Origin of the sequence: Guptibacillus hwajinpoensis (assembly GCF_020171785.1) — a bacterium.
GTDB lineage: Bacteria > Bacillota > Bacilli > Bacillales > Guptibacillaceae > Guptibacillus > Guptibacillus sedimenti.
The window spans coordinates 1-16,422 of record NZ_JAIVAE010000021.1; the positions used below are offsets into that span (position 1 = coordinate 1).

The 16,422-nt window shown below is 41.5% G+C and carries 17 protein-coding genes, 2 tRNA genes and 1 rRNA gene; 17 read left to right on the top strand and 3 right to left on the bottom strand.

Going from position 1 to position 16,422, the window contains the following annotated elements:
• From rrf to tsaD, 9 genes are all read left to right on the top strand, one after another.
• A 5S ribosomal RNA gene (gene rrf / locus LCL91_RS21225) occupies nt 1–113 on the top strand; the annotation flags it as partial.
• A 280-nt stretch (nt 114–393) separates the two neighbouring features.
• Nucleotides 394–1,533: a trans-sulfuration enzyme family protein gene (locus LCL91_RS21230; RefSeq protein WP_224885371.1), complete on the top strand. Its 1,140-nt coding sequence runs from the start codon at nt 394–396 to the stop codon at nt 1,531–1,533.
• 144 nt (nt 1,534–1,677) lie between these two features.
• Nucleotides 1,678–1,754, top strand: a tRNA-Met gene (locus LCL91_RS21235).
• Between the two features lie 129 nt (nt 1,755–1,883).
• Nucleotides 1,884–1,959: transfer RNA gene (locus LCL91_RS21240), tRNA-Asp, on the top strand.
• A 189-nt stretch (nt 1,960–2,148) separates the two neighbouring features.
• Complete coding sequence (thiL, locus tag LCL91_RS21245) at nt 2,149–3,129, top strand: thiamine-phosphate kinase (protein WP_425589709.1); 981 nt, start codon at nt 2,149–2,151, stop codon at nt 3,127–3,129.
• 9 nt (nt 3,130–3,138) lie between these two features.
• On the top strand, nt 3,139–3,609 hold the full coding sequence (tsaE, locus tag LCL91_RS21250) for a tRNA (adenosine(37)-N6)-threonylcarbamoyltransferase complex ATPase subunit type 1 TsaE (RefSeq protein WP_224885375.1): 471 nt from the start codon (nt 3,139–3,141) through the stop codon (nt 3,607–3,609).
• Entirely contained in the window at nt 3,590–4,285 is a 696-nt protein-coding gene (tsaB, locus tag LCL91_RS21255) for a tRNA (adenosine(37)-N6)-threonylcarbamoyltransferase complex dimerization subunit type 1 TsaB (RefSeq protein ID WP_224885377.1), read from the top strand. Before tsaE ends, tsaB begins: the two co-directional genes overlap by 20 nt.
• A gap of 10 nt (nt 4,286–4,295) precedes the next feature.
• Entirely contained in the window at nt 4,296–4,754 is a 459-nt protein-coding gene (gene rimI, locus LCL91_RS21260; RefSeq protein WP_224885379.1) for a ribosomal protein S18-alanine N-acetyltransferase, read from the top strand.
• The gene (gene tsaD / locus LCL91_RS21265) at nt 4,744–5,760 is read left to right on the top strand and encodes a tRNA (adenosine(37)-N6)-threonylcarbamoyltransferase complex transferase subunit TsaD (RefSeq protein ID WP_224885381.1); all 1,017 of its coding nucleotides are present in this window, start codon (nt 4,744–4,746) and stop codon (nt 5,758–5,760) included. The genes rimI and tsaD overlap by 11 nt, the downstream gene beginning before the upstream one ends.
• A 299-nt stretch (nt 5,761–6,059) precedes the next feature.
• Here tsaD and abc-f read toward each other — a convergent pair whose 3' ends face one another.
• Nucleotides 6,060–7,982, bottom strand: a complete 1,923-nt coding sequence (gene abc-f, locus LCL91_RS21270; RefSeq protein WP_224885384.1) for a ribosomal protection-like ABC-F family protein — start codon at nt 7,980–7,982, stop codon at nt 6,060–6,062.
• Nucleotides 7,983–8,246: 264 nt separating this feature from the next.
• Between abc-f and moaC the strand changes: the two genes are divergently transcribed.
• From moaC to tatC, 4 genes are read left to right on the top strand one after another with little or no spacing between them, the layout of a single operon-like run.
• On the top strand, nt 8,247–8,729 hold the full coding sequence (moaC, locus tag LCL91_RS21275) for a cyclic pyranopterin monophosphate synthase MoaC (protein WP_159780909.1): 483 nt from the start codon (nt 8,247–8,249) through the stop codon (nt 8,727–8,729).
• Nucleotides 8,730–8,774: 45 nt separating this feature from the next.
• Complete coding sequence (locus LCL91_RS21280) at nt 8,775–9,407, top strand: redox-sensing transcriptional repressor Rex (protein WP_224885415.1); 633 nt, start codon at nt 8,775–8,777, stop codon at nt 9,405–9,407.
• A gap of 24 nt (nt 9,408–9,431) precedes the next feature.
• Entirely contained in the window at nt 9,432–9,614 is a 183-nt protein-coding gene (locus LCL91_RS21285; protein WP_048313069.1) for a twin-arginine translocase TatA/TatE family subunit, read from the top strand.
• Between the two features lie 20 nt (nt 9,615–9,634).
• A complete protein-coding gene (gene tatC, locus LCL91_RS21290) occupies nt 9,635–10,399 on the top strand; it encodes a twin-arginine translocase subunit TatC (RefSeq protein WP_224885386.1) in 765 nt (254 codons plus the stop codon).
• 30 nt (nt 10,400–10,429) lie between these two features.
• On the opposite strand, the gene LCL91_RS21295 is transcribed toward tatC, so the two are convergent.
• Nucleotides 10,430–10,654: a YdiK family protein gene (locus tag LCL91_RS21295; RefSeq protein WP_159780912.1), complete on the bottom strand. Its 225-nt coding sequence runs from the start codon at nt 10,652–10,654 to the stop codon at nt 10,430–10,432.
• Nucleotides 10,651–11,361 (bottom strand): CPBP family intramembrane glutamic endopeptidase, encoded by a 711-nt coding sequence (locus LCL91_RS21300; RefSeq protein WP_224885388.1) that lies wholly within the window; start codon nt 11,359–11,361, stop codon nt 10,651–10,653. The genes LCL91_RS21295 and LCL91_RS21300 overlap by 4 nt, the downstream gene beginning before the upstream one ends.
• Nucleotides 11,362–11,698: 337 nt before the next feature.
• Here LCL91_RS21300 and groES point away from each other — a divergent pair, with 337 nt between their 5' ends.
• The 4 genes from groES (at nt 11,699) to LCL91_RS21320 (ending at nt 16,372) form a co-directional block, all read left to right on the top strand.
• Nucleotides 11,699–11,986, top strand: a complete 288-nt coding sequence (gene groES, locus LCL91_RS21305) for a co-chaperone GroES (protein ID WP_136948907.1) — start codon at nt 11,699–11,701, stop codon at nt 11,984–11,986.
• 42 nt (nt 11,987–12,028) lie between these two features.
• On the top strand, nt 12,029–13,672 hold the full coding sequence (groL, locus tag LCL91_RS21310; RefSeq protein ID WP_224885391.1) for a chaperonin GroEL: 1,644 nt from the start codon (nt 12,029–12,031) through the stop codon (nt 13,670–13,672).
• Nucleotides 13,673–14,003: 331 nt separating this feature from the next.
• The gene (locus LCL91_RS21315) at nt 14,004–15,590 is read left to right on the top strand and encodes an L-lactate permease (protein WP_224885393.1); all 1,587 of its coding nucleotides are present in this window, start codon (nt 14,004–14,006) and stop codon (nt 15,588–15,590) included.
• A 77-nt stretch (nt 15,591–15,667) separates the two neighbouring features.
• Nucleotides 15,668–16,372 (top strand): FadR/GntR family transcriptional regulator, encoded by a 705-nt coding sequence (locus tag LCL91_RS21320; RefSeq protein ID WP_369522974.1) that lies wholly within the window; start codon nt 15,668–15,670, stop codon nt 16,370–16,372.
• The last annotated feature ends 50 nt before the right edge of the window (nt 16,373–16,422 follow it).

Consider the following 16,422-nt stretch of genomic DNA (forward strand, 5'->3'; position numbering starts at 1 on the left):
GTGACGATGGCGAAGAGGTCACACCCGTTCCCATGCCGAACACGGAAGTTAAGCTCTTCAGCGCCGATGGTAGTTGGGGGATCTCCCCCTGCAAGAGTAGGACGTCGCTGGGCAATGATAAAAAGGCGAGAGACCAAACGGTGTCTCGCTTTTTTTGTATGGTTTTATGGATGAGTTTTCACTTGCTCCAAGCTCTCATTCATATCGTTCGCGGAATTATTTAAAATATCACGGAATAAAAACGATAAAAACGTAATTCATCTCTATCAATACATAGCTTTTATCTTTTTGAAGAGAATAAATCGAAAATTTCGAATGCTATTCCTTGAAATTAACGCTTAGAAGACGTACAGTTAATGAAAAAGAATTTTATTTAATGGAAGGGGAAAATAAATGGATTTTCATTTCGATACAAAAGCCGTACGTTTTCCAAGAAAGCCGAAAGCCGATACAGCAAGTAAAGTCCAGCCGATTTATCAAACCTCTGCATTTGTGTTTGAGGATCTCGATGATTTGGAATCATTTTATGAAGGTAAAAAAGACTATTTGTACACACGCGTTAGTAATCCGAATACAGATGATCTAGGAATGGGTGTAGCAGACCTCGAGGGTGCTCCTAAGGGTATTGCGACATCTTCTGGCTTATCTGCTATTCTTGCTGGGGTGCTTTCCGTTGTCAAAGCTGGCGATCACATCGTCGCATGTGAAGATCTTTACGGAGGAACCTATTCGCTTTTTCATGGAGAACTTCCTGACTTCGGAATAGAAGTCTCTTTTGTGGATTTTACAGACAAAGAAGAAATTGAGAGTGCGATACGACCAAATACGAAATTGCTTTATACTGAATCTGTCACAAACCCTCTATTAAGAGTCGAGGATTTAGACCTTCTTAAAAATCTTGGCCAAAAACATAAACTTATTACTATGGTAGACAATACGTTTGCTACACCTTATCTTCTTCAGCCTTACCAACTAGGAATTGATCTTGTTGTACATAGCGCAACAAAATATATTGGCGGTCATAGTGATGTAACAGCAGGTGTACTAGTAGGAAGAGAAGATCTGATGGCCAAGGCAAAAGCCAAAGTGATTAACCTTGGAGCTAATCTTAGTCCATTTGAAGCATGGCTAGGTTGCCGTGGGTTAAAAACGATGAGTGTACGAATGGAACGTCACGTGAGGAATGCAGCTATCCTTGCAAGTGAATTAATAAATATTAACGGGATTAAAAATGTTTATTATCCTGAATATGTAGCTGAAAGAGGTTCGGGAGCTATGGTTTCCATTGAGCTAGATGATGAAACCGATGTGAAAACATTCTTCAAGTCACTAGGATGGGTAAAGATTATACCAACTCTGGCTGGGTTAGATACAACGGTTTCTTATCCGATTGCTACTTCCCACAGAACAGTACCAGAAGATACTAGACAGAAGCTTGGAATCAATAAACAGCTCGTTCGCATTTCTGTAGGAATTGAAAACGAAAATGATATTGTTGATGCATTCAAAAATGCTGTAGAGAAATCCCTGTAACAGGGGTTTTTTCTTTTGTTTCTAATGCTTGCATTCATTACATTTATCTGGTATAGTATTATTTGTGTCCATATGACATACTAATTCATGTCATAACATGCACAGCCTTATGAAGCAGGTGCAACACATTTATATTTACATTGTCGCGGGGTGGAGCAGTTCGGTAGCTCGTTGGGCTCATAACCCAAAGGTCGCAGGTTCAAATCCTGCCCCCGCAACCAAAAATTTACCTACGTCGATTAATCTTCCTTGTTAAATTTTTATTGTAGTCTCTTTAGAGGCAACCTAAACTGATAACTTGGTATTATTTCTCACAATCGTAAGTGTACATTGTTCAAACATTACATACTGGTCTCGTGGTGTAGCGGTTAACATGCCTGCCTGTCACGCAGGAGATCGCGGGTTCGATTCCCGTCGAGACCGCCATTTTTTCAAGAGCGATTAGATCGCTTTTTTTTTATACTTAAATTTATGTACCCTTCTAAATATCTGAAGAAAATATAAGTTTTTTGAAACAAATATGTGAATTTGTTGTCAAGTAAGATAAACTGATAGAAAAAGCACCTTAGGATGAAATTCCTAAGGTTTTTTTATAAAATAGAAAGAGAGATGAGTGTGGTGAAAGATGAATTTGCGTTTATTCAATCCATTACGCCAGCTTATACATTTCGAAAAGAATTGATTCAGGGGATTGGAGACGATGCGGCTCTTTACCACATTGAATCCGATTGGGATGAAATCGTCTGTACCGATACTATGGTCGAAGGCATCCATTTTAAGAAGAGTACGTTATCCCCTTTTCAAACCGGTCGAAAAGCGCTTGCTGTTAATATAAGTGATATTGCTGCAATGGGTGGTATTCCGATGTTTTATCTTGTATCGATTTCTGTGCCACAAACGGGATGGTCATCGAAACAGCTAAAAGAAATATACAAGGGGATTAAAGAGATCGGCGACCTATATGAGATGGACATGATCGGTGGCGATACAGTATCTACGAGAGGCGATCTTCATATTGCGATTACTGTTATCGGTAAAGTCGAAAAAGGACGTAAACTTCTTAGGAGTAATGCGAAGGCAGGTGACGTCGTATTTCTGACTGGACCTGTGGGTGGTTCGGCTGCTGGACTTTCTTCATTACTTAAGGGTGAGGGCAGTGATGGAGCCTATGTTCAGTTCCACCAGGAGCCCCACCCTCGTGTCAAACAAGGGCGTATTCTCGCCAAGAGTGGATATCGCATTTCGTTAAACGACGTGAGTGACGGAATAGCAAGTGAGTCTCACGAGATTGCAGAAGCAAGTGACGTTTCCATTGTCCTTAATCAAGACGCAATTCCGGCGCCTGAAGGGTTTGAGGCATACTCCTCTTTTCAAAGGTTAGAATGGATGTTAAATGGCGGAGAAGATTATGAATTGATCGGCACTGTCGCGGAGGATGACTGGGCAAAAGTGGTTGAAGTTTTTCAAGAACACCAGGAATCCATCTATAAAATTGGCCATGTAGAAGATAAAGGAACAAGTGTATGGATGAGTTATAAAGATCAAAAATTCAAATTGGACAAGAAGGGTTACAATCACTTCTCGTCTAAAGAATAGGTGATGAACATGAGTGGATATGCTTTCATCATGAAATCTCCAGAAGAAACGATGGCGTTTGGCAGAAAGCTTGCTGACAAGCTAAAGCCAGGCTGTGTGTTAACACTTGAAGGAGATTTAGGTGCTGGCAAGACAACCTTTACGAAGGGAATCGGAAAGGGGTTAGGGGTTACGAAAATAGTGAATAGCCCTACCTTTACGATTATAAAAGAATATGAAGGAAACATTCCTCTTTTTCACATGGACGCTTATCGTCTTGAAGAGAGTGATGAAGACCTTGGTTTTAGCGAATACTTTGAAGGAGAAGGCGTGACAGTGGTCGAATGGGCAAAATTCATTCAGGATATGCTGCCAGAACAGCTCCTCAGAGTAGAAATTTATCATCAAAGAGATTCAGAACGTCGGCTTATCTTAAGACCATTTGGTTCTTTTTATGAGTCGTTATGTAAGGAGTTGCAACATGAAAGTACTAGCCATTGATTCTTCGAACTACTGCATGGGTGTGTCCATTATGGTGGATGGCACGGTTGTCGGAGAACTGATAACAAATATAAAGAAAAACCATTCGGTTCGGTTAATGCCAGCTGTTGAGCAACTGTTAGAAGAAGTTCAAGTGAAGCCTGCTGACCTTGATCGAATCGTAGTGGCAAAAGGACCAGGTTCTTATACAGGACTGCGCATTGGCATTAGCATTGCTAAGACGTTAGCGTGGACGTTATCCAAACCTCTTGTCGGAGTGTCTAGTTTAGAAGTACTGGCCCAGAATGGGCGTTATTTCTCTGGAGCCATCGTTCCATTTTTTGATGCAAGACGCGGACAAGTGTATATGAGTGTGTATAAAGCGAATGGAATAGAAGTTGAAAGAGAAACGGAAGATCAGATTGTGCTATTTGAAGAGTGGCTTCAGGAAAATAAAGATCGATATGAGCGTTTTTTATTTATTAGCGGAGATCTAACAATGCACAAAGAAGGAATTAAAGCAATATTGGGTGACAAAGCAGTGTTCGCACCCTCGAGTAGTTTAAATGCTAGGCCTGCTGATCTTGCAAGGTTAGGGGCAAGTCATGAACCGGTGGAAGATGTTCATCAGTTTACACCAAACTATGTAAGAATGGCTGAAGCTGAAGCAAAGTGGCTAGCTTCACAGAAAAAGTAGGGGATTTGCGATGAATGATACGGTATCGTTTCGATCGATGACCATTGAAGATATTGAGGCTGTGATGCGGATTGAGCACGCAACTTTTCCAACACCATGGAGCAGATCTGCTTTTTATAATGAAATCGTCATAAATCATTTCGCGACTTATCTTCTACTGGAAGTTGGAGAAGAAGTAGCAGGCTATTGCGGGGTATGGGTCATTATTGATGAGGCGCATATTACGAATATCGCTCTTCATCCAGAGTATCGCGGGATGAAACTAGGAGAAGCGCTTCTAAACAAAGCAATTCATTTTGCAAAATCACGCGGGGCATTAAAAATAACACTTGAGGTTCGCGTGTCGAATATCGTAGCGCAAAATCTATATCGGAAATTTGGTTTTGAAGAAGGCGGCATTCGCAAAAATTATTACACAGATAATCAAGAGGATGCGCTAGTAATGTGGGTGAATTTAAATGGAAAATAAACATGAAATTATATTAGGAATTGAAACAAGCTGCGATGAAACAGCAGTTGCGATCGTAAAAGATGGGAAAGAAGTATTAGCGAACGTGGTAGCGTCTCAGATTGAAAGTCATAAACGTTTTGGAGGCGTCGTCCCTGAAATTGCTTCAAGGCATCATGTGGAGCAAATGACATTGATTCTTGAAGAAGCTTTAAATGAAGCAGGACTTACAATGGATGAGATTGATGGCATTGCTGTGACTGAGGGCCCCGGACTTGTGGGGGCACTCTTAATCGGTGTAAATACAGCCAAAGCGCTTGCTTTCGCTCACCAGAAGCCACTAATCGGTACACACCACATTGCAGGGCATATTTATGCCAATCAGCTTGTAGCAGAGTTAACTTATCCACTGCTAGCGCTGGTAGTGTCTGGTGGGCATACGGAGCTTGTTTATATGCCGTCTGAAGGTGAGTTTGAGGTAATCGGTGAAACACGTGATGACGCAGCTGGAGAAGCTTATGATAAAGTCGCAAGAACGCTACAGCTTCCTTACCCGGGAGGACCACATATTGATCGATTGGCAGCTGAAGGAGAACCATCAGTTCCACTGCCTCGTGCCTGGCTTGAAAAAGGGTCATATGATTTTAGCTTTAGTGGTTTGAAGTCGGCGGTTATTAACACTGTTCATAACGCGAAACAACGTAACGAAGAACTGAAACCGGAGGATCTTGCGGCAAGTTTTCAGGCTTCTGTTGTCGAAGTACTGGTTACGAAGACGTTGCGAGCGGCTGAAGAGTATGGCGTGAAACAAGTTCTTCTTGCTGGTGGTGTAGCAGCAAACAAGGGCCTAAGAAGTTCTTTATTAGAAGCTTTTGAAGATAGCGGTAGAGAGCTTGTGATTCCACCATTGTATTATTGTACGGATAATGCTGCGATGATTGCAGCTGCTGGAACGATCGCTTATCGAAAAGGTAAACGTTCTAGCCTTCAACTTAACGCAAATCCGGGATTAGAACTGGGAATCTAATCCTGGTTTTTTTGTTATAAAGCGTCTAATTGTCGTTTTGGCTGAACGGGAAAGAGGATGTTAATAAGAACAATTATCCACAATCAGGAGAATAGTGTGGACATTATAAGAGAAAGCTTAATCCAATGAGGTTCTCTTAAATTGTGGATAACTAGTTAGTGTCTTGTTGATAATGTTAATAATTTTTAGAAAATGAGGTTTGTCAGCTATTCAATTGTGCATAAGTGTGTGGATAGTGTGAATATGTCGGAAAATTCTTGCCTAATAAAAAAACAGTCCACTGTGGACTGTTTTTTTTATTAGGCTTCCTGTAATTGTTCCCATTCTTCCATGAGTGTTTCCGTCACATGCCGCAAATGATCCATTTCTTCATTTAACTTCATTACTTTTTCATGATCTTCGAAGACGTCTGGAATACATAACTCTTCTTCGATTGCAGCAATGCGTAATTCAGCGTCATCCACTTCTTTTTCAATCTCTTCAATTCGTCGGAGCATTTGACGTTCTTGGCGTTTTGTTTCTTTATCTTGCTTAAAGCTAGATTTGCCAGATGAAAGAGATTGAGTAACTTCATTATTTTGTTGTTCAAGCGCTGCAAGTTCAGCAAGTTCCTGCTTTTTTTCAACATAATAATCATAGTCACCTAGATAAGGTGTAACACCATCCGTTGAAAGCTCGATAACACGCGTTGCGATTCTGTTAATAAAGTATCGATCATGTGAGACAAATAGGATTGTACCTGGGAACTGAATCAGCGCGTCCTCCAGTATTTCTTTGCTATCAAGGTCAAGATGGTTTGTTGGCTCATCCAGAATGAGAAGGTTGGATTTTTTCATCATTAATTTGGAGAGAGCAAGTCGGCCTTTTTCGCCACCACTTAAATCAGAAACGTTCTTCAACACATCATCGCCGGTAAATAAGAAGCGACCTAGTACGGCGCGAATATCTTTCTCATCAGTAAGAGGGAAATCATCCCAAAGTTCTTTTAAAACGGTCTTGTTCGAGTGGAGGTTGGTTTGTTCTTGGTCATAAAAACCGATTTGAACATTGCTTCCGTAATGAATATCGCCGTCGAGTAGCGTCTCCCCTGATACGATTGCTTTTAGCAATGTTGATTTTCCTATTCCGTTCGGACCTACAAGAGCGACACTTTCTTGTCGCTTTAAATCAAATGTTAGGTGATCGTTTATAACATTTTTAGGGTATCCGATCGATAATTCTCTCAGGGTTAGGACATCATTACCTGTCTGTTTATCAATACCAAATGTAATGTTGGCTGATTTTTCATCACCTTTAGGCTTATCAAGACGTTCCATCCGATCGAGCTGTTTGCGACGACTTTGCGCGCGTTTCGTTGTTGAAGCGCGGACAATGTTTTTCGCAACAAAGTCTTCTAGCTTGGCAATTTCTTTTTGTTGTTTCTCAAACTCCTTAAGTTGCTGCTCATAACGTTGTTCTTTTTCATCAAGATAGTAACTATAGTTACCTTCAAAACGTTCCGCACGGTGTCTAGAAATCTCGTACACTTTAGTTACAATTTTATCGAGGAAATAACGATCGTGAGAGACAATTAATAAGGCACCAGAATAGTTTTGAAGGTAGCCTTCAAGCCATGTAAGTGTTTCAATATCTAGATGGTTTGTCGGCTCATCTAGAATAAGTAGCTCAGGTTTTGTAAGCAAAAGCTTTCCGAGAGCGAGTCGTGTCTTTTGTCCACCGCTAAGCGTTGAGATTTTTGTACTGTAATCAAAATCTTTAAAGTTAAGTCCGTGTAATACGGTACGAATGTCTGCTTCGTACTTATAACCACCTTGATCTTTAAAGGCAACTTGAAGCTCGTCATATTCTTTTAAAATTCGCTCGTATTCAACCTGATTTTCGTACACTTTTGGATTACCCATCTTTTGTTCATATTGTCTAAGTTCTAATTCCATCTTTTGAAATCGTTCAAAGACGCTTAGCATTTCATCCCAGATCGAAAGTCCAGATTCGAGTCCAGTGTCTTGCGCCATATAACCAACAGCCACATCTTTTGGTTTAATAATATCGCCTGAATCATATGAAAGTTGCCCGGTTATCATCTTTAGCAGAGTAGATTTACCAGCGCCGTTCCGCCCTACAAGCGCAACGCGGTCTCGTGATTGTACTTCTAATTTAATATTCGATAAAATGGTATCAGCACCAAATGATTTCGTGAGTCCATTTACTTGCAATACGATCATGTTCGTTCACCTCTAATTCCTTCCTTATATCCGTGAAAAGCGGATTGTAAGGATAAGCTGATCTCCTCGTGTATCACCGATCGTTCGGCATTATCCGACGTTCCCTTAAGTTTACCGCAGAGAGGACAAGCTGAGCAACTAAACGAATGTTCATGACATAACAAAAAAAGTCATCAAAAAAACAGCAAAATCGCAAGAAATGGTGTATAGTCACAAGTAGCAGCAATATCCTTCAATCATCTCAGTATGAGGAAAGGGGCAAACATGAGTTCATTTACTCACTTTAATGAAGAAGGCCGAGCAAGAATGGTCGATATTACTGATAAAACTCCCTCTGTTCGAACGGCTACCGCACGTACGAGCGTTCAGGTGAGTGAACCAATTTATTCAGGTATCCAAGCGGGAACGATGAAAAAAGGCGATGTACTTCAAGTCGCTCAAATTGCCGGCATTATGGCAGCAAAAAAAACATCTGATCTCATCCCTATGTGTCATCCGATAGCGCTTTCTGGCGTTGACCTTCATTTTGACTGGCAGGATCATTCCCCATCTTACGAGCTGATCATCGAGGCTCATGTGAAAACGAGCGGGAGTACTGGCGTTGAAATGGAAGCGCTGACGGCAGCATCCGCGGCGGCATTAACTGTTTATGATATGTGCAAAGCGGTGGATAAAGGCATCGTTATCGGGGAAACCTATCTTGTTACGAAAACAGGAGGTAAAAGCGGGGATTATACGCGCGAATAAGGTGACGATGGAGCGCGGAGATCAATATGGAGGTAGTGTATGGATATTGATCAAACAAAAATTCCGCAGGCGACAGCAAAAAGACTGCCGCTCTATTATCGATATTTAAAAAATCTAAGTGCATCTGGAAAACAGCGTGTTTCCTCAGCAGAACTTAGTGATGCCATTAAGGTAGATTCCGCTACAATCCGCAGAGATTTCAGTTATTTTGGTGCTCTTGGTAAAAAAGGGTATGGGTACAACGTCCATTATTTGTTATCCTTTTTTAGTAAGACCCTTGATCAGGATGAAACGACTAAGGTTGCGCTGATTGGCGTAGGTAATCTTGGAACTGCCTTTCTACATTACAATTTTATAAAAAATAATAATACAAAAATTGAGCTCGCTTTTGATGCCGATTCCGAAAAAGTCGGACAGGAAATTGGCGGAGTACCCGTTTATCATATTGATGAATTTAAAAAGCGACTTAAAGAAAATGACGTATCGGTTGTTATTTTAACTGTCCCTGTCCATGTCGCTCAGTCAATTGCCGATCAAATGGATGAGACAGGCATCAAAGGAATATTAAACTTCACCCCAGCTCGTCTAACTGTTCCGGATCATATACGAGTGCATCATATTGATCTAGCAGTCGAATTACAAGCACTCGTCTATTTCATGAAGCATTACCCAGTATAACGACATGATAAGGAGGTGACACGCATGGGAATGGGTGGCGCAAGTATCGCATTAGTTGCCGTGGTTGCTTTGATAATATTCGGACCGAAGAAATTACCTGAGCTAGGTAAAGCAGCAGGTAACACGCTTCGTGAGTTTAAAAACGCAACAAAAGGTTTAGCGGATGATGACGATGAACCAAATGATAAGAAAAATAACGACAAGTAATCGGTTAGGACGGATAGTGAATGGAGGATCAGAAGCAATCCATCTATGATCATTTAGAGGAATTAAGAAAACGGGTTATTATTACTGTCGTTTTCTTAATTCTTTCCTTTATTGCGGGGCTGTTTCTGGCTAAGCCAGTCATTGTGTTCCTGCAGCATGCTCCTGAAGCGCAGGGTATACCGATGAACGCGTTTCATCTGACTGACCCATTAAAAGTGTATTTCAGCTTCGCCTTTTTAATTGCTTTTATTATGACATCACCACTTGCGCTCTACCAGCTCTGGGCGTTTATATCACCCGGCTTGTTTGAACATGAACGCAAAGTAACATTATCTTATATACCAGCGGTGTTCATTTTATTTCTTGGCGGCGTTTCCTTTTCCTATTTTGTACTCTTTCCATTTGTGATCGATTTTGTGGGGAACCTTGCACAAAGCCTAAACATTCAAGAGATGTATGGAGCGAATCAATATTTTAGCTTCTTGTTTCAGTTAACACTGCCTTTTGGATTTGTCTTTCAGTTGCCTGTCATCGTTCTTTTCTTTACAAGGCTTGGTATGTTAAATCCAGCAATGCTTGTACAGATTAGAAAGTATGCGTACTTTGTCCTTCTCGTTATAGCGGGGATGATTACACCACCTGAAATTATTTCACATCTTATGGTAACTGTACCGCTTTTACTACTTTACGAATTTAGTATCATTGTGTCCCGATATGGTTATCGGAAGAGGTTACAGGCTGAAGCAAAAAGAATTCTTGAGGAAGCTCAGGAAGAAGGAAATTAATAAATGCCAAACAAAAAGCGGTAGGAATCCCTACCGCTTTTTGTTTTCATCTTTTTTCTTAAGTTGTGTGATCCGTTTTCTAAGGACGAAAAAACGAATGGCATATACGAAATCCACTGTGGCAAGAACCATCAGTAGAATTGTATAAAAGCTCCACATTTCGCCGTTACTACTAGCACTTTGGATCGCAAGGTACGTAAAGAGCGACCCGAGTCCTAGATAGAAAAAACCCATAATAGTTGGTGAGAGTTTCATGAAAAGAGTCCTCCAATAAACGATTGCGTCTGATTAAGCTGCTTTTCCATCTCCATAATATCATCAGCAAAATAGACGTTAATTAACACAACAAATGTATTCATTGTCATGTGTGCAATAATCGGTACGATCAGACGCTTTGTTTTCACATATAGAAAGGCAAAGGTTAGACCCATTGCTGTATAGATGAGTATGTGGGAAAAGTCAAAGTGAATCGCTGCAAATATAACTGAGCTAAGAATGCCGGCGATCCAGAAGTTAAATCGTTTGTATAATGATCCGAAAATAACTTTTCGAAAAACGATTTCTTCAAGAATTGGTCCAATAATGGACGTTACAATGATAAAAATAGGGGAAGCCTTTGCCACTTCAATAAGCATTTCTGTGTTCTCAGAACCAGGATCAATGCCAAATACATTCATCTCGATCATAGCTGCAATAATTTGGGAAGCATAGGCCATAAATACGCCTAGCACACTCCATCCGACTGCCTGGCCAGGTGAAACGCGAGCAGAGCGTTCAAATGGAACATCAGGAGTGGAGCGGAGAAGAAACAACATAATAATCAGGGCAGTAAGAAAACTAAAAACTGACCAGGTAACAATGGGATCAGCGATGTTAAATCTCTGAAGTAAAGGAACGCCTACAACCCCTGAAAGCTGCATGACAATATAGGTAATCAGTATAGTCCAATAGTGTTTGGCCAAGAATCATTACTCCTTTAAATGGTTTGCGTGCCTTATAAGGCAATGTGCATACTCGTATTAGTTTAACACACTTTGAAAAGGGAATGCCGTTCATAAGACTTCATAATGTGATTAGAACGACCGAATCGAAACTTATCGAAAAACGGGACAGAAGTCTTAGCATATTATGTCAGGTTGTGGCGAGTAGGTAAGAAAAGAAAAAACTGAAAAAAAAATCAACTTTACTACTTGCAAAAGGGTACTGAATTATTTATTATATACATGTGTTAGCACTCGACGATGGTGAGTGCTAAAAAACGAATCAAACCATAATTTCCATCTGAGGAGGGTGTTTGAGTTGTTAAAGCCTTTAGGTGATCGTGTTGTCATCGAACCAATTCAATTAGAAGAAAAAACGTCTAGTGGGATCGTGCTTCCGGATTCTGCGAAAGAAAAGCCACAAGAAGGTCGCGTCGTATCTGTAGGTAGCGGTGCACTTACTGATGGTGGAGAGCGTGTCGCTCTTGAAGTGTCAGAAGGCGATGCTGTTATTTACAGCAAATACGCTGGTACTGAAGTAAAGTATGACGGCAAAGAGTATCTAATCCTTCGTGAAAACGACATTCTTGCAGTCGTAAGTAAGTAATTACAAAAATAAAAGCACTACATACATTTAGGAGGGTAACAAATGGCAAAAGATATTAAGTTCAGTGAAGAAGCCCGTCGCGCAATGCTTCGCGGTGTTGATTCTCTTGCGAATGCAGTTAAAGTTACACTCGGACCAAAAGGACGTAACGTTGTCCTCGAGAAGAAATTCGGATCTCCACTAATCACAAACGATGGTGTAACGATCGCGAAAGAAATCGAGCTTGAAGATGCATTTGAAAACATGGGTGCAAAGCTCGTAGCTGAAGTAGCAAGCAAAACAAACGATGTTGCCGGTGACGGTACAACTACTGCAACTGTCCTTGCACAAGCTATGGTACGCGAAGGTCTTAAAAACGTAGCATCTGGTGCGAACCCAATGGTTATCCGTAAAGGGATCGAGAAAGCTACGAGAGCAGCTGTTGAAGAGCTCAAAAACATTTCTAAGCCAATCGAAGGCAAAGAGTCAATCGCACAAGTTGCGTCTATCTCTGCTGCTGACGAAGAAGTAGGTCAATTGATCGCTGAAGCAATGGAGCGCGTTGGTAACGACGGCGTTATCACTGTTGAAGAATCAAAAGGATTTGCTACTGAGCTTGAAGTAGTAGAAGGTATGCAGTTCGACCGTGGATATGCATCTCCATACATGGTAACAGATTCCGACAAAATGGAAGCTGTTCTAGAAGATCCATATATCCTAATTACGGATAAGAAGATCGCGAGCATCCAAGATGTCCTACCTGTCCTTGAACAAGTCGTACAACAAGGTAAGCCACTTCTTATGATTGCTGAAGACGTTGAAGGTGAAGCACTTGCAACACTTGTTGTGAACAAGCTTCGCGGAACGTTTAACGCAGTAGCTGTTAAAGCTCCAGGATTCGGTGATCGTCGTAAAGCGATGCTTGAAGACATCGGTACACTTACTGGTGCTGAAGTGATCACAGAAGATCTTGGTCTTGACCTGAAACAAGCGAACATCACTCAGCTTGGTCGCGCTTCTAAAGTTGTTGTAACGAAAGAAAACACAACAATCGTTGAAGGTTCCGGCGAAACTGATAAGATCGCAGCTCGTGTTAACCAAATCAAAGCTCAGCTAGAAGAAACAACTTCTGAGTTCGATAAAGAGAAGCTTCAGGAACGTCTTGCTAAGCTTGCTGGCGGCGTAGCTGTCATCAAAGTTGGTGCGGCAACTGAAACGGAATTGAAAGAGCGTAAGCTTCGCATTGAAGATGCTCTTAACTCAACTCGCGCAGCGGTTGAAGAAGGAATCGTATCCGGTGGTGGTACAGCACTAGTGAACGTCGTTAAGGCTGTTCAAGCTGTAGAAGCTACTGGTGACGAAGCAACTGGCGTTAAGATTGTTCTTCGTGCTCTTGAAGAGCCAATCCGTCAGATCTCTCACAACGCTGGCCTTGAAGGATCTGTTGTGGTTGAGCGTCTTAAGAGTGAGAAAATCGGTATTGGCTTCAACGCCCTTACTGGTGAGTGGGTAAACATGGTTGACGCTGGTATCGTTGACCCAACTAAAGTAACGCGTTCTGCTCTACAAAATGCAGCATCTGTATCGGCTATGCTTCTTACAACAGAAGCAGTTATCGCTGATAAGCCTGAGGAAAATGCAGGCGGCGGTGGCATGCCTGATATGGGCGGCATGGGTGGAATGGGCGGTATGGGCGGCATGATGTAATTCATGCTCCCAGCTGCTCGGAATATCTGAGTGGATTTAAAGCTTCCTCCAGTTTTAGGACTGGGGGGAGCTTTTTTATATGATAATCGAAATGTAATGGTTTTATGAGAGTTAAAGTAATAGACCCCGCTCTAAAGAAACAGATTCAGCTAGGATTATTCTAATTTTTGGTGAAAAGCATCACTTTAAAAGATTGAATTTTTAAAAAGGCTTGTAACTGTAGGTAGATTCAGTATAAACTAAAACAACAGGTCATCTGATGACCTGTTGTTATTAACGTTAACTGAAAGCGCTAACACAAGTTATCGAACTATGAAGTGGAGGTATGTAAATGCTGTTGCTTGTAGCTTTAAGTGCCATTTTAGCCCCTTTTCTCTTTTTAGTACTCCTTCGGATGCCGGCTAAAAAGGGAATGTTTTTCAGCGCAATCATTGTGATCATCTTATCTTTTTTTGTATGGGAAGTAGAGGGAGACGTCATTTTAGCGTCTGTTTTGGAGGGATCGCATAAGGCGCTGACGATTTTATTTATTTTGTTCGGGGCTATCGCCTTATTAAATACACTTCGGCGAACAGGTGCCGTGAATCGCATTAATCAAGGGTTTCGAAATATTTCTACTGACATGCGGGTCCAAATTGTCATAGTCGCTTTTCTATTTGGCGCTTTAATCGAAGGGGCTGCAGGATTTGGTACTCCAGCGGCGCTCACGGGACCACTTCTTGTCGCATTAGGATTTACACCGATGGCAGCTGCGGCCATTGCTCTGATTGCAGATAGTTCGTCCGTCTCATATGGCGCTGTTGGAACGCCCATTCAAGTTGGACTTAGTAATCTACCAGATGCGGGTTTGTCTTTTTATCAAGGAATCGGTGTACAGATTGCTTTCTTTGATTTATTTGCCGGCACGTTTATTCCGTTTATATTAGTTGTCGTTCTCACGGTCTTTTTTGGAAAGAAGAAGGGATTGAAGGATGCGGTTGAGATGCTGCCGTGGACATTGATGATTGGACTTACTTATACGTCATCAGCGTATCTCTATGCGGTTTTGTTCGGTCACGAGTTTGTTGCGATTCTAGCTTCTCTGACTGGTTTAGTTGTCGCTACGATCACTGCAAAAAAAGGATTTTTGCTTCCAAAGACATCGTGGCAGGATGCCCTTCAAGAGGATTTTGTCATCGAAGAAAAAGGCTCGAACATGGGATTGGCGTCCGCATGGTCTCCATATTTGATTATCGTGGGCCTCTTGTTAATGACGAGAATTGTACCTGCTGTCAAAAACTTTGTATTAAGTTGGGTGGATTTATCATGGACGAATATTTTGGGGATTGAGGGAATAACTTCAAAGTGGCAGGTCTTGTATTCACCAGGTACGGTATTAATTTTGGCGACTCTACTTGCTGTGGTTATTCAACGAAAATCCTTGGGTCATTTTTCGGCCGCTGCAAAAGAATCGATTATATCGATGAAAGATGCTGCATTAGCGTTACTCGCCACCTTAGCTCTTGTACAAGTTTTTACGAACACAGGAATGAATGCGAATGATTTGATTAGCATGCCTCAATACATAGCGCAAACCCTTGCGAGTGGATTTGGTTCCATGTGGGTGTTTGCGGCTCCGTTTCTTGGTGAATTAGGAGCCTTTATTACCGGAAGTGCAACAGTATCAACGCTAACCTTTTCACCGATCCAATATAGCATTGCAGAGGAAACAGCCCTTGCAAAGGATACGATTCTATCCTTACAAGTCATTGGCGCTGCTGCTGGTAATATGATTTGTGTTCATAATGTGGTTGCAGCTGGTACAGTTGTTGGTCTTTCTGGAAAAGAAGGGGATATCATTCGAAAAACGCTATTGCCTGCGTTACTATATGGACTGTTAGTTGGAGTAGCCGCTTTCGTTACGACGATGGTGTTTTAATGACCCGATAACTTTTCCAATTGTCTGTTTTAGAGTAAGATAGAAGTAACACATGATGGGAAGTTGGAGTAAGAATGGTGGAATATAAACCGATTCGATCGAAGAAGATCTATGAACAAGTCGCAGATTCTTTGCTCGAATCGTTAAAAAATGGCACGTTAAAGTCTGGCGATAAACTCGATAGCGTAGAAGTATTAGCTAAAAACTTCAATGTTGGAAGGTCGGCTATTCGAGAATCGTTAAGTGCGCTTCGAGCAATGGGTATTCTTGAAATGCGGCAGGGAGAAGGGACGTATGTGAAGTCCTTTGACGCCTCGCGTTTTTCGCTTCCTGTATCCGTCGCATTTTTGATGAAGTCAGAAGATCTGAAGGAACTATTGGAAGTACGAAAGATTTTAGAAGTTGGCGCAGCTGGATCAGCAGCCTCCTCACATAAAGAAGAAGATTTGTTTCCGATGAAGGATGCCCTTAGGAAAATGGAAGAGGCAAAGGGCAGTGGTGAAATTGGAGATCAGGCTGATTTAGCGTTTCATATGGCGTTAGTGAAAGCGACTCACAACCACATGCTCATTAATTTAATGAATAGTGTCTCAGAAATTATGATGCAGGCGATGCGAGAAACGCGAAAACTGCTTCATACGCCTGAAGGTACAGAACGCTTGTTGCAGGAACATCAAACCATATTAGCCGCGATTGAATCTCGTCATGAGGAAAAAGCACGAGAAGCCATGTTCGCGCACCTTAACAACGTGGAAGCTTCACTAGCTAATTTTATTAAGTAAAGGGATCTGAGTAACACAGTTTCCTTTTTATTTCTTCTAGTCATCAGATG

Bases quoted from the DNA above. Each gene is read 5' to 3' on its own strand.
- LCL91_RS21230 (WP_224885371.1), top strand. From the start codon at position 394: ATGGATTTTCATTTCGATACAAAAGCCGTACGTTTTCCAAGAAAGCCG.
- tsaE (WP_224885375.1), top strand. From the start codon at position 3,139: ATGAGTGGATATGCTTTCATCATGAAATCTCCAGAAGAAACGATGGCG.
- tsaB (WP_224885377.1), top strand. From the start codon at position 3,590: ATGAAAGTACTAGCCATTGATTCTTCGAACTACTGCATGGGTGTGTCC.
- rimI (WP_224885379.1), top strand. From the start codon at position 4,296: ATGAATGATACGGTATCGTTTCGATCGATGACCATTGAAGATATTGAG.
- tsaD (WP_224885381.1), top strand. From the start codon at position 4,744: ATGGAAAATAAACATGAAATTATATTAGGAATTGAAACAAGCTGCGAT.
- abc-f (WP_224885384.1), bottom strand. From the start codon at position 7,982: ATGATCGTATTGCAAGTAAATGGACTCACGAAATCATTTGGTGCTGAT.
- moaC (WP_159780909.1), top strand. From the start codon at position 8,247: ATGAGTTCATTTACTCACTTTAATGAAGAAGGCCGAGCAAGAATGGTC.
- LCL91_RS21285 (WP_048313069.1), top strand. From the start codon at position 9,432: ATGGGAATGGGTGGCGCAAGTATCGCATTAGTTGCCGTGGTTGCTTTG.
- tatC (WP_224885386.1), top strand. From the start codon at position 9,635: ATGGAGGATCAGAAGCAATCCATCTATGATCATTTAGAGGAATTAAGA.
- LCL91_RS21295 (WP_159780912.1), bottom strand. From the start codon at position 10,654: ATGAAACTCTCACCAACTATTATGGGTTTTTTCTATCTAGGACTCGGG.
- groL (WP_224885391.1), top strand. From the start codon at position 12,029: ATGGCAAAAGATATTAAGTTCAGTGAAGAAGCCCGTCGCGCAATGCTT.
- LCL91_RS21315 (WP_224885393.1), top strand. From the start codon at position 14,004: ATGCTGTTGCTTGTAGCTTTAAGTGCCATTTTAGCCCCTTTTCTCTTT.